The following is a 22,862-nucleotide window of genomic DNA, read 5'->3' as shown; positions in this document are numbered from 1 at the left end:
AAACCAAAAACCAAAAGCTCAGCATGGAGGCTCAGGAAGAAGGGTGGCAGCCAATACCTTACTCTCTCATAGCCTTGAAACTTTGGAAGCAGACAGTAACGGAGTAAGTGATTTTTATGGATTACAAGCTCTAGGTGTATGGTCCCAGAGTGTGATGGTGTGGATTTAGTATAAATAATTCTGGAGACTGTGTCCACTGATAACATATAAATTCATAAGGAGTAAGACCCTTAAGAGTTTTGAGTCTCTTTGCATAATTATAAGCCATAACAAAGTTATAAAGGTGTTCTTTAAGTTGCTGGTGCGATTGATAGTAATACTTCTTAACTGTAGCATCCTTTAAAGTTTTATTCATACGCTCGACTTGCCCATTCGTCCAAGGATGGCTAACTTTTGTCAAACGATGTTCAATAACATTCTCTTCGCAAACTCTATCAAATATATGTTGGAAAGCATACTTATGACGCTTCTGGTTTGTAAATTGTATACCGTTATCTGTCAAAATAGTATGGATTTTATACGGTAAAATTCTAATCAAATTACGTAAGAACTCAGCAGCTATGGGTTTTGTAGCACTGTTACGCAACTCAACATAGGTAAATTTGGATGTCCTATCAATAGCAACAAACAAATGTAATTTGCCCTCCTCAGTTCTAACTTCAGCAATATCAATATGAAAGTAACCGATAGGATATTGTTTGAATTTCTTTTTTGACTTAACTTCTCCATCAACAGTTGGTAATCTGCTAATGTTGTGTCTTTGTAAACAACGATGCAAGCTAGAGCGAGTCAAATGCGGAATTGTAGACTGCAGAGCGTAAAGGCAATCATCTAGTGGCAGTAGTGTATACTTGCGAAATGTAACTATTATAGCTTCCTCTTCTAGCGTTAAAACAGTCGATCTTGGACGCTTTGGACCCATATCAGCATCTTTCGTAAATGAACGTTTTCTCCACTTAATAATAGTTTTTGGATTAAGGTTATAATGCTTGGAGAGTTTTGCTATGCTCTCTTTTCTATTTTGTATTGCTCTACGAATCGTCTGTGTTGTTTTGGCGCACCCATGTAATATTTGTCCCATAACTCCTCCTTTGATGGTATTTTTTTCTCATATTTTATCATACCATCACACTCTGGGACTGTACACCTAGGATTAACTGCACTATAGAGATAAAAGTTTTGCCTACCTAATTTTACCTTAACCTGTGTCCTAATGCCTTTTTTAAACCACCCGTGTCCAATTTTTGAATGTGTGCCAAACCGCGATTCATCGAAGAAAAATAGCTCTTTTTCGGGATACGTGACAATAGTTTCATTAAGATTTTTTTTTAAACTCTTCTTGTTTATTTTTATCCTGTTTATTGTGCACAGGCCTTGGAGTAATATACGAAAAACCTAACTTTTGCATCAGTCTATGTGCTGTAGACTTACTTAGGGAATGTTCAAAAAAGTGTGTCAAACCGCATTTTTAATTCAACTCAATTTTCAATCTGCCGGGAAAGAAGATATCAAGTTGAGATATAGTTAAAGCCCAATTAGGATAGTCCAATTTTGCTCTGCCTTTTTTATAGCACAATATACCTGTTTGTACAAGCTGGTAAATGAGCCCTTAGTTTTAGTAAATTTTCTAATCTGTCTATGCAATCCCTCAATAGGATTGGTAGTATAAATTAGCCTCCTAACTGGGCCAGAATACTTAAAATAGCCGGATCCAATTATTCTGCCAGGATTTTACAACCAATGGGTACTTTTCTCCCCATTTTTCTTCCAACTCAAGCAGATAATTTTCAGCTATTTCTCTACTTGAAGCCTGATATACTTTTTTTAAATCACTCATGAAAATCTTTACATCTTTGCTAGATACATATTTTAGAGAATTGCGTATCTGATGTACCACACATAGCTGTACCTCTGCATTAGGAAATACACTATTTATCGCTGCAGGAAAGCTTTTTAGCCCATCTACACAGGCAATCAGGACATCTTCTACTCCTCTTTCTTTGAGATCATTTAGCACTCCCAACCAGAAGTTAGCTCCTTCACTTTCAGCCAAATAAAAGCCCAAGACTTCTTTTCTGCCATTTTGGTCTATGCCCAATATATTGTACATACATTTACTTACACAATGTCCGTCCTCTTTGACTTTAAAAAGCCATGAAAACTATCGGATATACAGATTGCAGCGGACGACTGCGCCATTCATTGATTACTGGTAGCAATTTATCAGTAATACTTGATATCTCTGCCGCCGATATTTTGTGATCATAAATTTCCTCAACATGTGACGCTATATCTCTATAGCCCATACCACTGGCAAATGTGCTCAAAATCTTCGTTTCAAGCTCTGGTTTGTTTGCCTTTTTTTGACTATTTGGGGTTCAAAGCTTCCCTCCCTATCTCTAGGCTCTGTGGACAAAATTTTAGAGAAGCCATACAAGAGCTCCAACAAAATTGAGAAAACCCATAAAAACCTCAGCAGTTTTATCAAATCTGGAAAAAATGCGCCTAAAATTTTTAATTTTACCAAAAAAACACTCAATCAAATGACGTTCTTTGTAGATATGCTCATCGTAATACCTTTGCACTTTTCGATTCCGTTTTGGCGGAATAACTACTGTACATCCCTTGTCTTCAAGACTTGTAACAAAGGCATTGCTATCGTAGCCCTTGTCAGCTACTACAGTAGAGTTATAGATACTTTCGGTCAACACTTGTGCCTGCGTAATTTCATTTCTTTGACCAGGAGTCAGAGTAAATTTAAGTGGATTTCCAAGTGCATCGACAAGCGCATGTATTTTAGTTGTAAAGCCACCTTTGCTCCTCCCTAAAGCTTCTTGATCCTTGGAGTTTTTTGTATATCCAGATGAACATGGATGGGCTCGGATGATCGTACCGTCGATTATAGCAACTTCTAAATCAGGCTCTTGTTTAGTATATTCAAGCAATTTTTTCCAGACATCTCTTTCACACCATCTTTTAAATCGCTTATGTATACTCCTGTAATTACCATAAGTTTTTGGTAAAAGTCTCCATTGGCAACCACTTCGCACTATGTACCACACTGCCTCTATGAATATTCTTAAACGTTTTTCATCTTTGCTGTGCATTCCTTTTACGCTTTTTATGAACTCTAAAATTTGTTTCCAATTTTCCTCTTTGATGTAATATTGCATATGGTAGTTTCTCCATTTTTTACCTATTAGGCTAAACTACCATCTTTTTCTCTCTTTTCATATTTTTTGTCCACAGAGCCTAAGCTCTTTAAGGAAAAATCCAGAAACATAAGTAAAGCATTTTCTAGCGAAACAATTAAGATCAGTGCTATTCGCTCGAGAAGTATTGAAAGTAATATACAAGAATTTTCATTTGAGCTAACAGCAACAGATAAAGACACCTTTAATATAAGATTATTTCAAATAAACTCTTTAATTGATTTTTTCAAAATCTGCCTTTCCCGGGAAAAAAAATTTACAGCCAACATAAAAGTGCCCAAAGAAAGCAGTGAACTATATAATAACTACTGTAAAACTAACAGTTATAAAACTGTAGAAGAATTCGTAAATAGTGCTCCGCCTCAAATCCTTCTGCAGGGCACAACGATAACGCTACAAACAGACGTTGAAAACATTAACCTGGACAACTTGTACCAAATCGAGTTATTTCTAAATGAAAAGCTACAACATGCAGAAAAAACTGAAAATGAAGACAAAAAAGAACAGAGTGAAACTAACCAAAAAAATGCACAAAATAAACAAATCGTACCAGTTACAGGCTCATTTGGCTTCGATGTAACAAATAATGGAAAACAAGTTACACGTGTTTCGATAGTAGTTGCTGCAATGCATGAAAACGTTTTCTGGTTTAGATCTTTTTTCTGTCTACCCAATTTTTTTAATACGTCACAATTCTTTTCCCAACAATTGCCAAAATTTTCTATACAGAGCAACAATATACCATTTGGTGTTATTCCAGCGTTTGACCAGGAAAAAAGAAACATGGATCCAAGTAGTCAAGCTACTCGGATGACAGGGGGTAGTATAGAAAATCCAATACCTCAAGAAGCAGAACAGAATGTAGGTCAAACTACTTCGCACACAGAGTATTTTAAAGCTAATAGAAAAAAATCGAAAAAGCAGGCTAAAGAACTATCAGAGGAAGAAAAACAACCTACCATAAAACAAGCACGAAATGATACTAGAGTAGCTATGATAGATAACCAAATTGAGTACAGGGGGAAAAAACTCGATGAAATATTTATTGAAGTGATGAGTGGATACAAAGATCAAGATCCAGAAACATTTCGCAATATTTTCAGCTCAGTATTCAATATTGTTTACTTTCAAGATAAACAATTACGTGCAATATTAGAGCCAGGTGAAATATCAGAAGTATTACAGATACTCGAAAGGCCACAACCTCTTAGTAACTCACTTTTAGGTAAAGAATATTTACAAAAACAAGTATATAGAAAAAAAGAGCAATTGCTTAAATTAGTTTCAGGTGTTTATATACAACAACCTTCTCCACAACCTGAAAGCATTTCTCGTGAAAACAGAAATCTACCAAATAAAACTACACACCCTTCACCAGCAACAAATGAAGCTAAAACTCTACCACCTACTAACATTACACTCAAATCACCGTTAAAAACTGTATTTTCCTCAAAAAAGGCTTATTTTTGTCTATTTATAATAGTAGCATCTGCATCAACACTTTGCTTATGGCATTTTCCATCAGGAAAAGTGTCAATGTTAAAAGGATTAGTGCCACCAGAAAAAAGAGAAAGTATTGGGCTAGCATTGAACATAGGGTTACCAATATTAACTGCATTATGTGTTTTGAGTTTAGCTTACTTTATATATTCTGAATATTCTATAGAATCTATTAAGCAAGTAAGTGAAAACGATCCCCTTTCTCGCACCTATAGCTAGTGCAGACTCAGTTTTCCTGCGTCATACCGCGATTCATTCGCGGTATCTCTAGATCCCGCTAACACGTAGCGGGATGACGAATTTGTCGTTTTTTAAATTGTCGGTAAACCAGAATTACTTTAACTATAACAAAATAGAAATAAGTTGTTGTAAAAAATTTTTCATGGTAAAATTATTTATTTTCACCATATGTTTAAAGGAATTATCACGGATATCGGGACTATAACTGATACTACCACTCACTCCAACTCTGATCAAATTTTCCATATCAAGACACAAAATTTATCCTCTATAAATAAAGGAGATTCAATAGCTTGCTCTGGTGTGTGTTTAACTGTTGTTGATATAATGAGCGATACATTTACAGTCCAAGCATCTCAAGAAACTATGAAGGTTGCTAACTTAAATACGTGGAGAATAGGAAAAAAAATAAATCTCGAACAAGCAATGAGATTAAGCGATAAGATCGATGGCCACCTGGTTCAGGGTCATGTTGATGGGATAGTAAAAATTTTAACAATTAATCAAAATTTAGATTCTCATGAAATCAAACTATCGTGCCCACAAGAATTAATTAAATTTGTTGCAAAAAAAAGCTCCGTTACACTAGATGGGGTTTCCCTCACAGTGAATTCAGTTATTAATCAGGAATTTACAGTAAATATCACTCCCTATACATGGGAAAATACAACTTTTCAGTACAACAAAGTAAATGATTATTTGAATTTAGAAATTGACATGATCGCTAGGTATTTAGATCAATTGATGCAGCATAAATACAATTAATTTTACAACCTTGTTATTTACAACTATTATATCTTGAAAACCATATAGATATAAAACATGCTTTTCGATAGCCTAATTATCTTCATTGTTGTTCTATGCGTAATAATCTCGGTAACTAGAGGCTTTATAAAAGAGCTATGCGCACTAATGTTTCTATTTTTATCGGTCTTTCTGACAGCTAATCACTATGATTTTTTCACTCCAAATTATAGTAAATATTTTGATTCTAAAGTTACACTAAACATACTTTCTACAATCTCTGTATTTATTATACTTAATCTTATATTCATGATAATAAATAACTGGCTAATGTACATATTATCACCCATAAGGTTGGGGTTTATCGATAGAGTTACTGGAATCTTTCTCGGAGTGCTTAAAGGAATATTGCTCTCTTATGTATTATTTTTTGCTGTGCACTTATATTGCTACACAGTATATGACAAAAAAGAGGGAGAGTATAAAATAGAAGCAGAAGACATATTGCCTAATTGGATAATAAATTCACACTCTTATCAGGCTTTATTTGTGACAGCAGAAGAAGTAATTGACATGTATGTACCAGAGTCGTTGATACTAAAAATAAAAGAGATCGGTGGAGAAATGGTTGATCAAGAAAAACCTAAAAACAATAAAAAAGAAGAGTAAATATTTATTTATAAATATTTTCATTGGGAGTATTCAAAAAGCCATATGTGTCAGGTTAAGAGCACAGAATTTTTTACTGGAAATATTAATTTTGTTTTAGCAATAAATCAACTTAAGGTCATAATATCTTGACATTTATTTAATGTTGCTATATAATAGCTATGTACATTTTGTGTACTATAGCGATAAAATTACCTTGTAATAGGTGTATTGGACCCGAGGGCAGTACTCGGCGTCTCCACCATGTTTTTTAATTTATACGGGGACGAATAAGGATCGACATGCATAGTAAAGATGGTAGCTTTGCTCGGTTAGACACCACCGCTAAGAGTTCATAATTTAAATGCAAACGATAACTTTGCTGCTGGTAGTAATGAATGTTGTGTTGCTGCTTAATTTAGCACAACCAATTTATTACTAAAGCACGGTTCAGGGAACGCCGGGTAACAGAAGTTCCCCCAAAATTTACGTATGTGAAAGTTATATGGAGCAAACAGATTACAAAAAACTGCTTAATTCTGCTAAGTTTCAAGTTATCAAAAAGACTTTAGATGTTATATCAGGTAATGGTTTTATCCCTCACTTAGAAATATTATTTTTCACATATTTTAATGGTGTGACCATGCCAGATCGTTTGAAAAAGTCATACCCTACTCAAATGCTTATTATATTACAGCATCAATTCTATGATTTAAAAGTTTCTGAGGATAAATTTAGCGTCAGTTTGAGTTTTCAAGGAAAACAAGAGCGAATTACTATACCGTTTTTTGCTATTAGTGAGTTTCGTGATAAAATTTCAGGAGATGTTTTAATATTTGACAAAATCAGTATCGACTCTGATAAAGAATACAAAAGTGAAAAATGTACTGAAAAACTATCAAACGGTAGTATTATATCCATAGATCAACTGCGTGATGAGTAACTGCTCATCTTTATAAACAAAAAATATTAATAGAAAAAAGTGGTCTAACTTAAGTAATAGAATAGAGGGTAGATAAATATGCTAAATCTTTAATTATTTATTAACGCAGGTGGCAAAATTTTTCTTACATATCATCAACTTCCTTTATTGAAAAATTCAGAAAAATGTTGTATAATTATTAGTAGACTTTGGTAAAACATATGACAGATTCAGGAATTAGTATAACTTTTGACCCAAAAACTTCACATAACCTTACTAAGTTAGCTGAAATCACCAAGGAATCCGTTCAAGAACTAGCAAAAAGGTTAGTCATCGAAGGAATCGAGTGCGAAGTAGAAGATATTGCGTTATATAAAACTATTAAGGAATGTGAGGATGTAGACTGGAACACAGTACTATCTGAAAGGGAGAGGACATAAACTGAAATACGATATTGTCTACTCAAAAAACTTTACTGAAAGAGATTTTCTAAATCTTCCAAAAACAATAAGATCAAGGATTACAAAAGCGATAAACGAGCGGCTTACAACTGATCCAATTAAATTTGGTAAACCATTACGTGGCAGGCTAAAAGGGTATAGAAGAATAAGGGTTAGTGATTATCGAATTATTTATACTGTAAATATTGCAAAACATAAGGTATTTGTTGCTACAGCAGGACATAGAGACACCATTTATGAGAAGGCTACTTGATAAACATTAAATATATTTTTATACAGCCCTCCTTCCTTCCTTTCTTTATTCAAAAATTAAAAAAAATGTTGTAAAATAGCTATAGTAGTAGACTTTGGTAAAACTTATGGTAAATTCAAAAGTTAGTGTAACTTTCAACCCAGAAACTTCGCAGCATCTTGTTGAACTAGCTAGAGCCACCAAGCAGTCTGTTCAAAAATTAACAGAAAAGCTAGTCAAGGAAGCAATCGAACTTGAAGCGGAAGATATTGCATTTTCCAAAATTATTAGGGAGTTAAATTCTGATGATGCAGAAGAAGTAGAGGATAGTGAAGACATCTGGAAATAAGCAATACACCATTAAATATCTAAAGCATGTTCTTAAAAGAAATTTGCCTTCCTTGCCGGAAGATGTAAAGCCAAGTATTAAAGATGCAATAAAAGAGTATCTTGAGACTGATCCTATTGGTAACGGTGTGTTGCTACGCAAGAGATTAAAGGAACATAGAAGAATAAAAGTTGCTGATGATTATCGTATTGTCTACCGTGTAAATACTGTAAAACGTATAGTAATTATTGTTTCAATAGGACACAGGGACAATATTTACAAGCAGGCAATATTGGACCTACTGAAACATTAAATATATTTTTATACACCACTCCTTTCTTTATTGAAAAATTAAAAAAAATGTTGTATAATTATTAGTGGACTTTGGTAAAACATATGGCAAATTCAGGCATTAACATAGCTCTTAGCGAAGAAACTTTAAAGCATCTTGCTGAATTATCTGAATTTACTAAACAGCCCGTTCAAGAATTAGCAGGAAAACTATTTAGAGAAGCAGTTGAGCTTGAAATGGAGAATTTTTTAGTATCTAAAATTTCTGATGAGCGTGATGTTGAAGGTGCAGAAACAGTTGATTTTGAAGATATTAAGTGGGATTAGAGCGTTACAAGGTTAAGTCTCTAAAGAGTGTTGTTGAAAAAGATTTACCAAACCTTCCAAAGATAATAAGGCTAAGAGTTCAAAAGGCTATAAAAGAACGTCTTACAGTTGACCCAATAAATTTTGGTGAACCACTACATCATAACTTAAAAGGATTTAGAAGGCTAAGAGTTGGTGACTATCGTGTAATTTACAGAGTAAATCAATTAGATCATATAGTAACTATCACAGAGATAGGACATAGAGATGATATTTATAAGAAATAAATATCAACATTAATATATATTATACACCCCTCCTTCCTTGTCCATTCTCTACTTTAGGTGGCTTTGCGCAGCTCAAAAAATGAAGTTTTTTTTGGTTCAGCAAAAACAACATTTTGAGTTTGAAAAGGCTAAATACTTGTCTTTTATATAACTTTCGTGTAATAGATATGTATGCATCCAATCATATATCTACTCAATACGTTACTTGATCTTTATAGCTTCATTCTAATATGTTGGGTTGTCCTAAACTGGCTGGTTAAACTTAATATGGTGAACATATATAATGAAACTGTCAGTAGCATAATGCACATCTTGAACCAATTGACATATCCACCACTAAAGATTATTAGAAGATATATACCACCGTTCAACGGATTAGATTTATCTATAATGATATTGCTAATAGCAATTCACTTTGTAAAATATACAGTAGCTTACTACTTTAGGTAGATGTTAAAAAAATATCTCAAATCAGCGATATACCTATCACTCTTAATATATATATCAGTTTTTAGCTACAACTATAAAGATCCTTCCTTAAACACGGCTACAAATGAGGAAGTGACAAATTTAGGTGGAATAGTAGGTTCATATTTAGCTGATATATTGGTTCAATTTCTTGGATTAACTAGTGTTACAATAGCTACAACCATAGTTTACTTGTTGATCTTCAGGCCAGCAAAAATACTGCTGAAAATTCTCTATTTAATATTAATCAATTTAGGGGTATGTGCTATATTACCACAACTTTCGCTAGGCATCACTGCAAGGTACAGACACAGTGGAATAATAGGGAATGCACTCATTAATAACTGCCCATTTTATGTATTTGTGATAGTAACATCAATAGGTCTTGTAGGACTAATTGGTTGGAAGAGAACAATTTACTCTATATTTTTCCTATTCAAAAAAATAGTTTGCTTATTTGTAAATGTTCCATTCTTCAGATCACATAAAACTGCTGAATATTCAGTTGCACCATTAGTAGTAGAAGAAAAACATAGAACTCAAATCACCACTAAACAGCAACCAAGAAAAAGACAGGAAAAAGCCACTGAGGAGATTTTTAAACCGTCTAGTGATTTTGAGTTTCCAAGCATCCATTTACTTTCCAAAGCAGAAGAGTCTTTGCAGAGAAAGCAGCTGAATGAAATGGAGAGCAATAAAAATTTATCTCTGCTGGAACAAGTCCTGAGTGATTTTGGCGTGCAAGGAAAAATTATCAGTGTATGCTATGGGCCGGTTGTGACTTTATACAAACTTGAACCACAAGCTGGTACGAAATCTGCAAGAGTAATTGGCCTTGCAGATGACATTGCACGTTCGATGAGTGCACTCTCTGCACGTATTTCAATAATTCGTGGGCAAAATGCTATGGGAATAGAGTTGCCGAACAAGGAACGGGAAATTGTAATACTGCGTGATTTGCTTGAATCACCAGAATACCAAAATGCAAACTTAAATCTTCCAATTGCACTTGGCAAAGAAATAAGTGGAAAACCAGTTATTGCAGATCTAACTAAAATGCCTCACTTGCTCGTTGCTGGAACCACAGGGTCTGGTAAATCAGTTGCGATTAACACTATGATTCTGTCGCTCGTTTATCGATTAAGTCCTGACGAATGCAAGATGATAATGATCGACCCAAAAATGCTTGAGCTTTCAATATATGATGCAATACCGCATCTAATAACGCCAGTGGTAACAGAGCCAAAAAAGGCTGTTATCGCTCTTAAGTGGATAGTGAAAGAAATGGAAAACCGCTATCGCATGATGTCGTATTTGAATGTACGCAATGTTATAAACTATAATCAAAAAATCACAGAAGCGATGAATAGTGGAATAGAATTAGAGCGCGTTGTGCAGATTGGCTTTAACTCAACAACAGGTAAGCCTTTGTTTGAAAAAATACCAATCAAGATGGAGACATTTCCGTATATTGTAGTGATCGTGGATGAAATGGCAGATTTGATGCTTGTTGCCGGCAAAGAAATAGAGTGCTCTATTCAACGCTTAGCTCAGATGGCTCGTGCTGCAGGAATACACATCATAATGGCAACACAACGCCCATCTGTGGATGTGATTACAGGTGTGATAAAGGCGAACTTTCCAACGAGAATCAGTTTTGCTGTTACTTCTAAGATAGATAGCCGTACAATACTTGGCGAACAAGGGGCTGAACAATTGCTCGGCATGGGTGATATGCTCTATATGGCCTCTGGTGGTAAGATCATTCGAGTTCACGGCCCATTTGTAAGTGATAATGAGGTACAAGATATAGTTGATCATCTGAAAATGCAAGGTGAGCCAAACTACATGGAGGAAATCACCAAAGAAGATGAAAATTCTTCTGTGGAATCAGAAGGTGAAACAGAGGATGAAGAAAACGACCTTTACAACCAAGCAGTGGCCATCATTCAAAGAGATCAAAAAGTTTCAACCAGTTACATTCAACGACAACTTAGAATAGGCTATAACAGAGCCGCAAACATCGTTGAAAGAATGGAAAAGGAAGGTATTGTCAGTGCTCCAAATTATTCAGGAAAGAGAGAGATATTGGTTGAATAACAGGGCTTCTTTTTTTGCAACCTTGTAAATACCTTAATTTAAGTTTCCGCACTTTCAAAAAGCAAGTTAAACAAAATTATTAAAAAGTCAATACATAATGACAATTGATTTAATACTAATTTAAGTACTAAGAACGTACAATAGTAATATATTAATTAGCTAGGGGGTTAGAAATGGGTATAACTAAATTTGTGTTCGGTTTTGACAAATCAGATGTAACAGCACTGCAGGAAAGCCAATTAGGTGATGCTACGCAATTCCAAAAAATATCTGATCTATTAGGAGAATTGCAAAAAAGCCAAACAGGTGATGCTGAGAAATTTCAAAATATACTCAGTGAGCTGGGGAATTTGCAAAGTAGTCAAACAGGCGATGCTACACAATTCCAAAAAATATCTGATCTGTTAGGGGAATTACAAAAAAGTCAAACAGGTGATGCTGAGAAATTTCAGAAGGTACAAGAGTACCTAGATGGTTTGCAAGAAAAATTTACAGGCTTAGAAGAAAAAGTAGAGACATTTGCAGAGGTAGTAGGCGGGCAAGAACAAGCAATACTAACTTGTGCCATAGTCAGTGCTGTTGCTGCGATAGCGATAACTTCTTTTGTTGCATTCTGTATCTATCAGGGAGTTAAGTGTGAAAGGGAGAAAGAAAAGAACTCGTCTAAAGATACGCCAGACGCAAAACTTAATAATGTAGATGCTATCGATGGCAATGAAAAGAAGCATATGCAAATGCCAAACTAAGCTGCATAACACTCTTCTTGAAAAGGTGTTACACAACTTGTAACACCTTACTCTTCTCTTAGCTTATGTAGGTTTTTGATAGTAAATATATCACTTTTTAGAAAAATATTTGTATTGTAAAGTTAGTAAAGATTCTGGTTTACTTAAAGTTTGTTAATTGCTATCTTTTAAAACACGATATTTACTATAGCACCATATGCTTAGGATTTTTTCTAAAGTTTTGTTTATATTAATGTTTTTGGTTTCTAGCTTTTTTACTGTGCATAGTGCTGAAGCTAAATCTAAGCTCAGTAAGAAATACATACCTCCTGGTAACCCTGGTGGTGCAAACTTTCATACAGATGAGGATTTTGCTGAGTCATATAAACTGTATGAAAAGCGCAGGGAATTGCTCAAGAAAAAAAAGTTACAAGATCGAGCTATAAATAAAGAAGATTTAATCAAAAAATTAAAAGAGAAAAAAATTGCTAGTCTTGATAATGAGCCAAATGACATGGAAGCGTGCATAGTCGACGATGAAGAGAGCGCTATGATAAATCAGCATGGTATTAATATCGCACGTTTAAAGGGTGCTGTATTTATAGATCAAGAGCCAGTTTCCCAGTATGAAAATAAGCAGCATGAAAGTGAACAACAAGAAGAGAAGAAAGTTACTTCAACACGAGAAAAGAAAGTTTCTCCTATAAATATCACTATAAAAGAAACTCCATCAAGAAGAACGTGCTCACATGATTCTATTGCTAATTTGGATAACGTAGATGCTTATAGTTTGAATGGTTCAAGTTCATTTGGCAGCGTAGCTGACACAGTAAAATAGTATCACAATTAATAATATGCTAGATAAAGACCTGATATTGAATGATGATGCATATGAATTACTGCCGATTTCCAGGCACAAAACTCATGTTGTAGAAGTTGGAAAAGTAAAGATAGGCGGAAATAATCCTGTAGTTGTACAATCTATGGCGCTTGGTGTGCATATAGATTCTGATGATATAAAAAGTAGCGCAAAACATTATGCAAAAGAGATAACAGAACTAGCGCGTGCAGGTTCAGAGTTAGTACGGATTGCTTTGAATTCAGAAGAAGTAGCAAGGGCCATACCTTATATAGTAGAAGAGATAAATAAAGAAGGTTTTGACGGTAAAATATTGGTAGGCTGCGGTCAATATGAGCTAGATAAATTAGTTCAAGATTATCCAGACAACATCAAAATACTGGGTAAAATTAGAATCAATCCAGGCAATATAGGCTTTGGTGACAAACGTGATGAGAAGTTTGAAAGGGTGATAGAGTATGCAATAATGCACGATCTTCCGGTTAGAATTGGAGTAAATTGGGGTAGTCTTGATAAATACCTTTTGCAAAAATTGATGGATGAAAACTCTTCGCTTAGTAATTCAAGGCCTTCTGATGTTATACTGCGCAAAGCACTTGTAATGTCTGCTCTTGATAGTGCAAAAAAAGCTGAAGAAATTGGTCTAAATTCAAACAAAATAATCATTTCGTGTAAAGTCAGTAGAGTACAAGATTTAATTTCGGTCTACACAGCGCTTGTAAAATTTTCTAATTATGCTTTGCACTTGGGCTTAACTGAAGCTGGTATGGGTAATAAAGGCGTGATAAATACCACAGCAGGGCTTACTTATTTATTGCAAAATGGTATTGGAGACACAATACGTGCTTCTTTAACTCAACGCCCTGGTGAATCTCGTACTAATGAAGTGGTGGTGTGTCAGGAAATATTGCAGTCTATAGGCTTGCGATACTTTAACCCTCAAGTTAATTCATGTCCTGGTTGTGGGCGCACGAGTAGCGATCGTTTTCGTATATTAACTGAAGAAGTGAATGGCTATATAAAAACTCATATACCGATGTGGAAGAAAAAAAATCCAGGTGTAGAGCATATGAGCATTGCTGTTATGGGATGCATAGTAAACGGTCCTGGAGAAAGCAAACACGCAAACTTGGGAATTAGCTTGCCTGGATATGGAGAAAAACCTGTTTCAGCAGTCTACAAAGACGGCAAATATTTCAAAACTTTACAAGGTGATAATGTCTCTGAAGAATTTAAGGCAATTATTGATAATTATGTGAAGGAGCATTACACGTAACCTTTCACGGTTGATTAATAGATAAATCGCAAATAAAAAAGAAAATTAAACCTTGTTTTTCTTTTTTCGTTGGGAATGTTCAAAAAAGTGTGTCAAACCGAAAAAAAAGTAATAAATTGATATAAAAAAAAATGGAGGTTTGACAATGAGTCAAAAAATAGTAAACAGAATTACCGGATTGGTAGATTATAAAGAATTAGAAACAAATATCCTGTCGTATATACGAGAAGGAAAACCGTTGACAGGAAGGGATGGAGCATTTACACCATTTATAAAAAAGCTGCTGGAGGCAAGTTTGGAAGGTGAAATAGAAAATCACTTATTAGCTGAAAGTGAAGAGAATAATCGAAGAAATGGGAGAAATGGAAAGACTTTACGGACAAGTGCAGGTTCATTTGAGCTTTTGACGCCTAGGTGTATGGTCCCAGAGTGTGATGGTGTGGATTTAGTATAAATAATTCTGGAGACTGTGTCCACTGATAACATATAAATTCATAAGGAGTAAGACCCTTAAGAGTTTTGAGTCTCTTTGCATAATTATAAGCCATAACAAAGTTATAAAGGTGTTCTTTAAGTTGCTGGTGCGATTGATAGTAATACTTCTTAACTGTAGCATCCTTTAAAGTTTTATTCATACGCTCGACTTGCCCATTCGTCCAAGGATGGCTAACTTTTGTCAAACGATGTTCAATAACATTCTCTTCGCAAACTCTATCAAATATATGTTGGAAAGCATACTTATGACGCTTCTGGTTTGTAAATTGTATACCGTTATCTGTCAAAATAGTATGGATTTTATACGGTAAAATTCTAATCAAATTACGTAAGAACTCAGCAGCTATGGGTTTTGTAGCACTGTTACGCAACTCAACATAGGTAAATTTGGATGTCCTATCAATAGCAACAAACAAATGTAATTTGCCCTCCTCAGTTCTAACTTCAGCAATATCAATATGAAAGTAACCGATAGGATATTGTTTGAATTTCTTTTTTGACTTAACTTCTCCATCAACAGTTGGTAATCTGCTAATGTTGTGTCTTTGTAAACAACGATGCAAGCTAGAGCGAGTCAAATGCGGAATTGTAGACTGCAGAGCGTAAAGGCAATCATCTAGTGGCAGTAGTGTATACTTGCGAAATGTAACTATTATAGCTTCCTCTTCTAGCGTTAAAACAGTCGATCTTGGACGCTTTGGACCCATATCAGCATCTTTCGTAAATGAACGTTTTCTCCACTTAATAATAGTTTTTGGATTAAGGTTATAATGCTTGGAGAGTTTTGCTATGCTCTCTTTTCTATTTTGTATTGCTCTACGAATCGTCTGTGTTGTTTTGGCGCACCCATGTAATATTTGTCCCATAACTCCTCCTTTGATGGTATTTTTTTCTCATATTTTATCATACCATCACACTCTGGGACTGTACACCTAGGTAAATCCTCTATTTTATACTTATTCTTAGTTTCAGTGTTACTGTTGTGCATAGTTGATACAGCAAATTCATCAACGCAAAGGTAAATAAAAAAGATTAATTAGTCAATAAATTAATAATCAGAATAGGGCAATTTTTCGGATTGTTGATGATATTTAAAATTTCACTATAATGAAAGTTTAAGCCAGCATTTTTAAGATGAATAAAGAGTTATTAGATGACATACTTTCACTTGAAGATAAAGCAGTTTCCGAAATTGAGAATGCTTCTTCTTTGCAAGATTTAGAAAAAGTTAGGCTATTATATTTGGGAAAAAAGGGTGTAGTTAGAGCGTATTTTGATAACTTAAAAAAGATAGAAAATGCAGAGAAAAAGCGTGATTTAGGTGCAGTTATTAACGCTTTACGTGATAAGATAGATCATCTTATCATGAATAGGGAAAATGTGCTAAAAACAGAAGAAGTTAGCTTTAAATTGCAGAACGAGGCAGTTGATATTACGTTGCCTGTTAGACCAGAAAAAATCGGCAAGATCCATCCACTCAGTAAGGTTCTAAATGAAGTAAAGCTTATTTTTGCACATATGGGTTTTAAAGCAGTTGATGGCCCTGATATTGAAGATGAATTTCATGTATTTGATGCACTGAATACTCCAAGTCATCATCCTGCGCGAGAGGAGCAAGATACCTTCTACTTAAAGAATAAAATAAACGATAAAAGAATGGTACTGCGCACTCACACCTCATCTGTACAGATTAGAATCATGGAAAAAACAAAAAAGTTCCCAATTAAAATAGTAGCCCCTGGTAGGGTATACAGAAATGACTTTGATGCAACTCATACTCCTATGTTTCACCAGATAGAAGGGTTATATGTCAATGAGAATGTCAATATGGGCCAGTTAAAATTTACTATTCATCACTTCCTTAATAAGTTCTTTGGAGATAAAGGGCTGAAGATACGTTTTCGTAATAGTTTTTTTCCTTTTACTGAACCCTCTGCGGAAGTGGACATAAGTTATAAAGGTAGTAAATGGATAGAAGTGCTTGGATGTGGTATGGTGCATCCAAATGTCTTTCAAAATGTTGGAATAGACCATACTAAATACAACGGTTTTGCGTTTGGCATTGGTATAGAAAGGCTTGCGATGCTAAAATATCAAATCAGCGACCTAAGAAGCTTTTACGATAACAAAATCAGTTGGCTTGATCATTATGGTTTTCATTTTTCATCTTTAAGATAAGTGATAAATAAAGCTCATACTTTTATCATACTTGCTGCCGGGCATGGCAGGCGGATGAATTCAGATTTGCCTAAGGTTCTGCACAAAATAGGCAATTTTTCCATGCTCCAGCATGTCATTTACAATGCAAAACAGTTAAATCCTGAAAATATTGCTGTTGTAGTTGATCTGCCTTTAATTGAAAGACTAAAGTGCTTTAAGGATATACAGTTAATTACACAAGAATTAACACTTGGCACTGGAGATGCAGTCAAAACTGCAATGAGAAACCTAAGAGAATTGCCAGATTCAAGCATAGTTGTTGTGCAGTATGGGGATACTCCGCTCATAAAAAGCAGCACAATAACTAAAATGATTAGTTATTTAGAAGGCAAGGCTCTAGTTTGCCTAGGTTTTATGACAAGCAATAAAGAATACGGTAGGTTAATTATTGAGAATGGTTCCTTAAGAGAAATCGTAGAAGCAAAGAGTGATAAAAATAATCATGAAGAATTTCTTGCCAATGCTGGAATAATGGTGGCATGTGCAAAGAATTTACGTGAATTGGTGGAGAAAATAGAGTGCAATAGCTCAACTCATGAATATTATTTGACTGATATAGTTTCTATTGCAGTGAAGAGTAATTTAAATGTCGGTTACGTTATTACCGGTGGAGAAGAGGCAACTGGAATAAATAACAGAAATGACCTTATAAAAGCTGAATTTTACTTTCAAGAAAATAAAAGAAAAGTTTTTACCGACTCCGGAGTAACGCTTGTTGCACCAGAGACTGTTTTCTTTTCTCTTGATACGCAAATTGCCAGAGATTCAGTTATTTACCCATATGTTTTTTTCGGTACTGGAGTGAAAATAGAGTCTGGTGCGAAAATACTGCCATTTTCGCATTTAGAAAACTGCTTAATTAAAAGTAATGCTGAGGTCGGTCCATTTACCAGAATACGCGGAAACACAACAATTGGTAATAAGGCAAAAATAGGAAATTTTGTGGAAGTGAAAACAAGTGAAGTTGGTCAAAACACTAGAATAAAACACTTAAGTTATATAGGAAATGCTAAAGTAGGGCAGGAGAGTAATATAGGAGCAGGCACTATTGTTTGTAATTATGATGGGAAAAATAAACATGAAACGAATATAGGGAGCAATTGCTTTGTTGGTGCCAATAGCTCACTAATTGCGCCGCTTAATATTCATGATGAATCTGTAATTGCAGCAGGTAGTGTTATAGTTGAGGATGTACCAGAAAAAAGCCTTGCAATAGCAAGGGAAAAGCAGGTGATTAAGAGAATAAAGTAATTCGCTGTAATTATATTAGACTTCTTGCATTACCTCCCAGGCCACAACTGTCATTCAATAGAAACAAAAAAAATTGCTTTACAAACTTCGCCAGCCCCCTTATTATAGTATTAAGGGTATTTTTGACTCAAAACTTGTTTTTGATCTGCGCAGGTTCAATGACAAAATTCAGTAAAAAACTCAGGGTATCTTTTGGCGGATTACATAAAATTATAGCTGCTGCATGCCTTTTAAATTTTTTCTACATTCAGCCAAACCGCGCTTAAACTAAGCGTCAGCACATTATTATAGCGCCAATTTAAAGTATTAGAGGGTCAAAACCAGCACCACGGGGTTTCTTTTGCCTTTTTTTTCATTTGGTAAGTTTCTTAAATATTTATGGCTAAACGACAACCGTCATCCCGCTGCTTGTGAGCGGGATCTAGAGATACCGCGAATGAATCGCGGTATGAAGGTTAAGTATCCCGCTACGTGTTAACGGATGAGATACCGCGAATGAATCGCAGTATGACGTAGAGTTAGCGTTAGCCATAACACAACACTTTTATACTCACCAACTCAGTATCCAACCTGGATCCCAGTGTCTGGGCACTGGGATGACAGGAGAAGGAGGCTACTTAGATGACAGGAAGAGAAGGCTACTTGGATGGCAGGGAGGGGCTACTTGAATGACGGTTCTTATCGTCGGTAAACTTAGAGCTATAATAACTATTTGCCTTTTTTCTGCTTAGGTTATGCAAGAAGTCTACTGTCTGAGAAAAAGTAGATAAAGGGTGAAGAAAGATAGAAGTGTTTAGATAGCTAAAAAAGAACGTTAAGTCATGCTTTTTATTTATATTGACAGCGTATATGACATCGTTTACGATTAAAGTTAATAACAATAATTTATATTTATCATGTTTGCAGTAATTGAGACTGGTGGGAAGCAATATTTAGTAAAAGAAGGCAGTATAATAAAAGTAGAGAAGTTAGAAGCTGAGGAAAAAAAAGAGGTGGAAATCAATAAGGTGATTTGTGTTTCAAATAATGGCTTATCTTATTCATCTAATGCTACTGTTAAAGCTGAAGTATTGGAGCAGTGCAGGGGGGAAAAAATTATAATCTTTAAGAAGAAAAGAAGAAAAAATTACCGTAGGAAAACTGGTCATAGGCAGTATATAACTGTTCTTCGTATAAATGAAATTAGTCTTCAAAAGTAAGAGGTAAGATATGGCAACTAAAAAATCAGGTGGTAGTTCCTGTAATGGTAGAGATTCGGCAGGTCGTAGGTTAGGGATAAAGAGGAATGGAAAAGTTATTCCTGGTAACATAATTGTACGCCAAAGAGGCACAAAATTCCATCCTGGAAAGAATGTTGGTATAGGTAAAGATCATACGATTTTTGCTAAAATAGAAGGCTGGGTCAGCTTTAGAAGATCAGCAAATAAAAAGACTTTTATTGATATCTTGCCTACAGATAATATGAAAGCTTCAGCTTGAATAAATCAGGGGTCTGTAGCTCAGGTGGTTAGAGCGCACGCCTGATAAGCGTGAGGTCGGAGGTTCAACTCTTCCCAGACCCACCATTTAGTAGTTACTAACTGTGTTTTCTATAGCGGTTTTGATGTTGTATAAGCAAAAACATGAGTTTATATAAAAATTTAATAACCAGTGAATCAGTGGCGGCTGGTCATCCAGATAAAGTAGCAGATCAAATTTCAGATGCAATACTTGATGAATACCTTTTCACTGATCCTTTTGCGCGAGCTGCAATAGAGACTTTAGTCACCAAAGATAACGTTATTATAGCTGGGGAAGTATTCGGGCCTAACATCAAAAAGAGCAGGATTGAAAGTATTGTACGGAATACAATAAAAGATATTGGTTATGAGCATGATGGTTTCCACTGGAGAAAAGTGAAGGTAAATATATTATTACATGAGCAATCAAATGACATTGCAATAGGGTTGGATCAAGGTGCTGGAGATCAGGGCATAATGTATGGCTATGCAACAACAGAGACAGAAAACCTTATGCCGGCTCCCATTTTTTATGCGCACTCGATTCTGAAAAATATCATGAGCGCAGTTAAAGAAGCAAAACTTGGTCCGGATGCAAAGTCACAAATCACTTTGGCATATGAGAATAACCTCCCGGTACGTGCTGAAAGTATTATTGTCTCAATACAGCACCCTGAGGATTTGGATCAATCAAAAGTAAAAGAAATAATTTACCCTTACATAGTTTCATATTTACCTGAAGGATGGATGTGTCCTGAGGAAAATCTCTTAGTCAATCCAACTGGTAGATTTGTTATTGGTGGGCCGGTTGGTGATTGTGGATTAACCGGACGGAAAATTATGGTTGATACTTATGGAGGTTATATTCCACACGGTGGAGGAGCGTTTTCCGGAAAAGATGCAACCAAAGTTGATAGATCTGCGGCTTATATGGCAAGATATCTTGCTAAAAATATTGTCTTTGCAGGGTTGGCTGAACGTTGTCTGGTGCAGTTTTCTTATGCAATTGGTATATCAAAACCTACTTCATTCTATATTGATACATTTGGTACGAATATGGTAGAGGAAGGAGTAATTAAAAAGTTTATCGAGAATAATATAGATTTATCAACAAAAGGCATAATCAAGCATTTATCGCTTAATCATCCTATATATAAACGTACAGCCTGTTATGGACATTTTGGTAAACAGTCGGAAAGGGACGGTGGATTTTCTTGGGAAAGCATGAACTTGTCTGCTGATCTTTGTAGAGAATTCAATATAGAAGGTAATAGTAAAATTTCTTTAGATTGCTAAAATTTTTGATTTACAGCCCAATATTTATATACTAGCTTATTGTTAAAGTATAATTGCTTTTTCATAATAATGATACTATATTAGTAATAATTATTATATTCAGTTTTTATTGTGAGGCTCATAAAGTGTATAACGAAATAGAAGGAGAACTGTACAACATAATTGTAAAAGAGTTTTCCGATCTTATTGATAAGATGAAAGAACATCCTTTTTATGTTGAATTGATGAATGGTACTTTAGATTATAAAAGATTTAAATTTTACCTTCAGCAGGATTTTCTAGGTTCTGTAGATTGCGCTCGTGCTCACTTAGTTGTTGCAGCTAAAGTTAATGATGTTGAAACAATAAGTAGGTTAATTGATATAGCAAAAGGAGCATTTGATTTTCGAGAACAATATAAAAAATATTTCGAGGATTGTGATCTATCTGATAATCATAAAAAGTCAAGAGCTTGTTCTGCCTGTGTTGACCTTTTCATGAGTACTGCGTATCACAATTCTGTTACTGAGACCTTAGTGTTGTCTTATTCTTCCTTTAATGTATACCAAATTGTTATATGCCATATGGCAAATGAGATAACAACTAAGGGGATTAAAAGTAACAAATACAAAAAGTGGATTGATATCTGTAATAGCAAAGGAATGGACGCGGTGGTTGAAGAGGTTAGTGATATTACAAGTGAGCTATACAAAAAAGCTAGTGATTGTGAAAAGGAAAAGATATATGAGCTTTGTAGAAAAGGACTGGAGCTAGAGATAGTGTTTTTGAATGAGGCATATTACTCTAATATACCTCAATAAAAACGCATTAGCACAAATTGTTTGCGTTGGCAGTATTGTAGTGTTCAGTGGTATAATTAAGAGTTGTTATGGATCAAATCTTTTAAAGGATATAATTGAGCATCCTTTTAATGTTGAATTGGCGAATAACACTCTAAGTATAGAAAGTTTCAGATTCTATATTCAACAAGGTACATTACTCTTGAGTGATTATATTCGTACCGTTTTAATTACTGCATCCAGGGTAGAAGACTGTAACAATGTTGTTTCACTTATTAGGGTGGCTCGAGGGGCAATTGCTATTGAAAGAATTTTGCATAACCACTACTTTGCTATATATGCTATAAATCGTGGAGAGAAATCTCTTGAGTGCTTAAATTTCACTAATTTTCTTTTGTCTACCTCATATAGCAACACTTATGAAGCCATAACAGTTTTGTATTCTTATATGTTTATATACAAGACTATCGTTGATAGTATGAAAAATAGATTCAAGAAAAATAATAGATATAAGGATTGGTTTGATTTTTATAGCGGTAGTTTTATAGAATCTGGATGCATTATTTTAGAAAATATTGTTGATGAATATTGCAGCAGGGCAAGAGAAAATGAAAAGAGCAGGATGCTTAAGTTATTTAGAATAAGCGCCCAATTCATGTTAGATTTTTTGAATGGTGCATATAATTTTTCACAATTCAATCAAGATTTTAAGGAATATTGACA

25 protein-coding genes, 1 tRNA gene, 1 other RNA gene and 3 pseudogenes are annotated in these 22,862 nt (G+C 34.8%); 25 read left to right on the top strand and 5 right to left on the bottom strand.

Annotation, left to right across the window (positions count from 1 at the left end; translation table 11 throughout):
- Window positions 1–130 precede the first annotated feature (130 nt).
- The 4 genes and pseudogenes from OOK85_RS05935 to OOK85_RS05920 form a co-directional block, all read right to left on the bottom strand.
- Window positions 131–1,081 carry an IS481 family transposase gene (locus OOK85_RS05935; RefSeq protein WP_264702189.1) on the bottom strand — a complete coding sequence of 317 codons (951 nt, stop codon included), beginning with the start codon at window positions 1,079–1,081 and terminating at the stop codon, window positions 131–133.
- A 65-nt stretch (window positions 1,082–1,146) separates the two neighbouring features.
- Window positions 1,147–1,447 (bottom strand): annotated as a pseudogene (locus tag OOK85_RS07890) (winged helix-turn-helix domain-containing protein); the annotation flags it as partial.
- Between the two features lie 21 nt (window positions 1,448–1,468).
- A pseudogene (locus tag OOK85_RS05925) lies at window positions 1,469–2,404 on the bottom strand (IS256 family transposase); the annotation flags it as partial.
- A 16-nt stretch (window positions 2,405–2,420) separates the two neighbouring features.
- The gene (locus tag OOK85_RS05920; RefSeq protein ID WP_264702259.1) at window positions 2,421–3,173 is read right to left on the bottom strand and encodes an IS5 family transposase; all 753 of its coding nucleotides are present in this window, start codon (window positions 3,171–3,173) and stop codon (window positions 2,421–2,423) included.
- A 66-nt stretch (window positions 3,174–3,239) separates the two neighbouring features.
- Between OOK85_RS05920 and OOK85_RS05915 the strand changes: the two genes are divergently transcribed.
- From OOK85_RS05915 to OOK85_RS05835, 17 genes and pseudogenes are all read left to right on the top strand, one after another.
- Window positions 3,240–4,931 carry a hypothetical protein gene (locus OOK85_RS05915; protein WP_264702743.1) on the top strand — a complete coding sequence of 564 codons (1,692 nt, stop codon included), beginning with the start codon at window positions 3,240–3,242 and terminating at the stop codon, window positions 4,929–4,931.
- A 189-nt stretch (window positions 4,932–5,120) separates the two neighbouring features.
- Window positions 5,121–5,717 (top strand): riboflavin synthase, encoded by a 597-nt coding sequence (locus tag OOK85_RS05910; RefSeq protein ID WP_264702741.1) that lies wholly within the window; start codon window positions 5,121–5,123, stop codon window positions 5,715–5,717.
- 57 nt (window positions 5,718–5,774) lie between these two features.
- Complete coding sequence (locus OOK85_RS05905; protein ID WP_182318983.1) at window positions 5,775–6,365, top strand: CvpA family protein; 591 nt, start codon at window positions 5,775–5,777, stop codon at window positions 6,363–6,365.
- Window positions 6,366–6,489: 124 nt separating this feature from the next.
- Window positions 6,490–6,826, top strand: a transfer-messenger RNA (tmRNA) gene (gene ssrA / locus OOK85_RS05900).
- A gap of 23 nt (window positions 6,827–6,849) precedes the next feature.
- Window positions 6,850–7,287, top strand: a complete 438-nt coding sequence (locus OOK85_RS05895; protein ID WP_006279412.1) for a ClpXP protease specificity-enhancing factor SspB — start codon at window positions 6,850–6,852, stop codon at window positions 7,285–7,287.
- Window positions 7,288–7,487: 200 nt separating this feature from the next.
- Complete coding sequence (locus tag OOK85_RS05890) at window positions 7,488–7,706, top strand: hypothetical protein (protein ID WP_006279413.1); 219 nt, start codon at window positions 7,488–7,490, stop codon at window positions 7,704–7,706.
- On the top strand, window positions 7,687–7,980 hold the full coding sequence (locus OOK85_RS05885; protein ID WP_306700832.1) for a type II toxin-antitoxin system RelE family toxin: 294 nt from the start codon (window positions 7,687–7,689) through the stop codon (window positions 7,978–7,980). Before OOK85_RS05890 ends, OOK85_RS05885 begins: the two co-directional genes overlap by 20 nt.
- Window positions 7,981–8,086: 106 nt before the next feature.
- Window positions 8,087–8,308, top strand: coding sequence for a hypothetical protein (locus OOK85_RS05880; RefSeq protein ID WP_095742622.1), 222 nt, complete (start codon window positions 8,087–8,089; stop codon window positions 8,306–8,308).
- Complete coding sequence (locus tag OOK85_RS05875; RefSeq protein WP_010962380.1) at window positions 8,289–8,600, top strand: type II toxin-antitoxin system RelE family toxin; 312 nt, start codon at window positions 8,289–8,291, stop codon at window positions 8,598–8,600. Before OOK85_RS05880 ends, OOK85_RS05875 begins: the two co-directional genes overlap by 20 nt.
- An 83-nt stretch (window positions 8,601–8,683) precedes the next feature.
- A complete protein-coding gene (locus OOK85_RS05870) occupies window positions 8,684–8,905 on the top strand; it encodes a hypothetical protein (protein ID WP_264702734.1) in 222 nt (73 codons plus the stop codon).
- Window positions 8,896–9,171: a type II toxin-antitoxin system RelE family toxin gene (locus tag OOK85_RS05865; RefSeq protein WP_264702732.1), complete on the top strand. Its 276-nt coding sequence runs from the start codon at window positions 8,896–8,898 to the stop codon at window positions 9,169–9,171. Before OOK85_RS05870 ends, OOK85_RS05865 begins: the two co-directional genes overlap by 10 nt.
- Window positions 9,172–9,342: 171 nt before the next feature.
- Window positions 9,343–9,621, top strand: a complete 279-nt coding sequence (locus OOK85_RS05860; RefSeq protein WP_264702730.1) for a YggT family protein — start codon at window positions 9,343–9,345, stop codon at window positions 9,619–9,621.
- Window positions 9,622–11,739: an FtsK/SpoIIIE family DNA translocase gene (locus tag OOK85_RS05855; RefSeq protein ID WP_264702728.1), complete on the top strand. Its 2,118-nt coding sequence runs from the start codon at window positions 9,622–9,624 to the stop codon at window positions 11,737–11,739.
- A gap of 173 nt (window positions 11,740–11,912) precedes the next feature.
- Window positions 11,913–12,485, top strand: coding sequence for a hypothetical protein (locus tag OOK85_RS05850; RefSeq protein ID WP_264702726.1), 573 nt, complete (start codon window positions 11,913–11,915; stop codon window positions 12,483–12,485).
- Between the two features lie 196 nt (window positions 12,486–12,681).
- The gene (locus tag OOK85_RS05845; RefSeq protein WP_264702724.1) at window positions 12,682–13,302 is read left to right on the top strand and encodes a TRP75-related protein; all 621 of its coding nucleotides are present in this window, start codon (window positions 12,682–12,684) and stop codon (window positions 13,300–13,302) included.
- A gap of 16 nt (window positions 13,303–13,318) precedes the next feature.
- The gene (ispG, locus tag OOK85_RS05840; protein ID WP_264702722.1) at window positions 13,319–14,599 is read left to right on the top strand and encodes a flavodoxin-dependent (E)-4-hydroxy-3-methylbut-2-enyl-diphosphate synthase; all 1,281 of its coding nucleotides are present in this window, start codon (window positions 13,319–13,321) and stop codon (window positions 14,597–14,599) included.
- 145 nt (window positions 14,600–14,744) lie between these two features.
- A pseudogene (locus OOK85_RS05835) lies at window positions 14,745–15,014 on the top strand (transposase); the annotation flags it as partial.
- Here OOK85_RS05835 and OOK85_RS05830 read toward each other — a convergent pair.
- Window positions 15,010–15,960, bottom strand: a complete 951-nt coding sequence (locus tag OOK85_RS05830) for an IS481 family transposase (protein WP_264702189.1) — start codon at window positions 15,958–15,960, stop codon at window positions 15,010–15,012. The pseudogene OOK85_RS05835 and the gene OOK85_RS05830 sit on opposite strands and share 5 nt — an antisense overlap.
- A 268-nt stretch (window positions 15,961–16,228) precedes the next feature.
- Here OOK85_RS05830 and pheS point away from each other — a divergent pair, with 268 nt between their 5' ends.
- From pheS to OOK85_RS05790, 8 genes are all read left to right on the top strand, one after another.
- Window positions 16,229–17,272 carry a phenylalanine--tRNA ligase subunit alpha gene (pheS, locus tag OOK85_RS05825; protein WP_264702720.1) on the top strand — a complete coding sequence of 348 codons (1,044 nt, stop codon included), beginning with the start codon at window positions 16,229–16,231 and terminating at the stop codon, window positions 17,270–17,272.
- Window positions 17,273–18,565 carry a bifunctional UDP-N-acetylglucosamine diphosphorylase/glucosamine-1-phosphate N-acetyltransferase GlmU gene (glmU, locus tag OOK85_RS05820; protein ID WP_264702718.1) on the top strand — a complete coding sequence of 431 codons (1,293 nt, stop codon included), beginning with the start codon at window positions 17,273–17,275 and terminating at the stop codon, window positions 18,563–18,565.
- A gap of 896 nt (window positions 18,566–19,461) precedes the next feature.
- Window positions 19,462–19,764, top strand: a complete 303-nt coding sequence (gene rplU, locus OOK85_RS05815; RefSeq protein WP_264702716.1) for a 50S ribosomal protein L21 — start codon at window positions 19,462–19,464, stop codon at window positions 19,762–19,764.
- Between the two features lie 10 nt (window positions 19,765–19,774).
- Complete coding sequence (gene rpmA, locus OOK85_RS05810; protein ID WP_264702714.1) at window positions 19,775–20,044, top strand: 50S ribosomal protein L27; 270 nt, start codon at window positions 19,775–19,777, stop codon at window positions 20,042–20,044.
- Window positions 20,045–20,053: 9 nt separating this feature from the next.
- Window positions 20,054–20,130 (top strand) — tRNA-Ile (locus tag OOK85_RS05805).
- A 57-nt stretch (window positions 20,131–20,187) separates the two neighbouring features.
- Window positions 20,188–21,360, top strand: a complete 1,173-nt coding sequence (gene metK / locus OOK85_RS05800; RefSeq protein ID WP_264702713.1) for a methionine adenosyltransferase — start codon at window positions 20,188–20,190, stop codon at window positions 21,358–21,360.
- Window positions 21,361–21,485: 125 nt separating this feature from the next.
- Complete coding sequence (locus OOK85_RS05795) at window positions 21,486–22,160, top strand: thiaminase II/PqqC family protein (protein WP_264702712.1); 675 nt, start codon at window positions 21,486–21,488, stop codon at window positions 22,158–22,160.
- Window positions 22,129–22,860 (top strand): thiaminase II/PqqC family protein, encoded by a 732-nt coding sequence (locus OOK85_RS05790; RefSeq protein ID WP_264702711.1) that lies wholly within the window; start codon window positions 22,129–22,131, stop codon window positions 22,858–22,860. Before OOK85_RS05795 ends, OOK85_RS05790 begins: the two co-directional genes overlap by 32 nt.
- Window positions 22,861–22,862: the final 2 nt, after the last annotated feature.

Origin of the sequence: Wolbachia endosymbiont (group A) of Volucella inflata, assembly GCF_947250665.1 — a bacterium.
Classification (GTDB): Bacteria; Pseudomonadota; Alphaproteobacteria; order Rickettsiales; family Anaplasmataceae; genus Wolbachia; species Wolbachia pipientis.
This window is presented reverse-complemented; position numbering and strand designations above follow the sequence as displayed.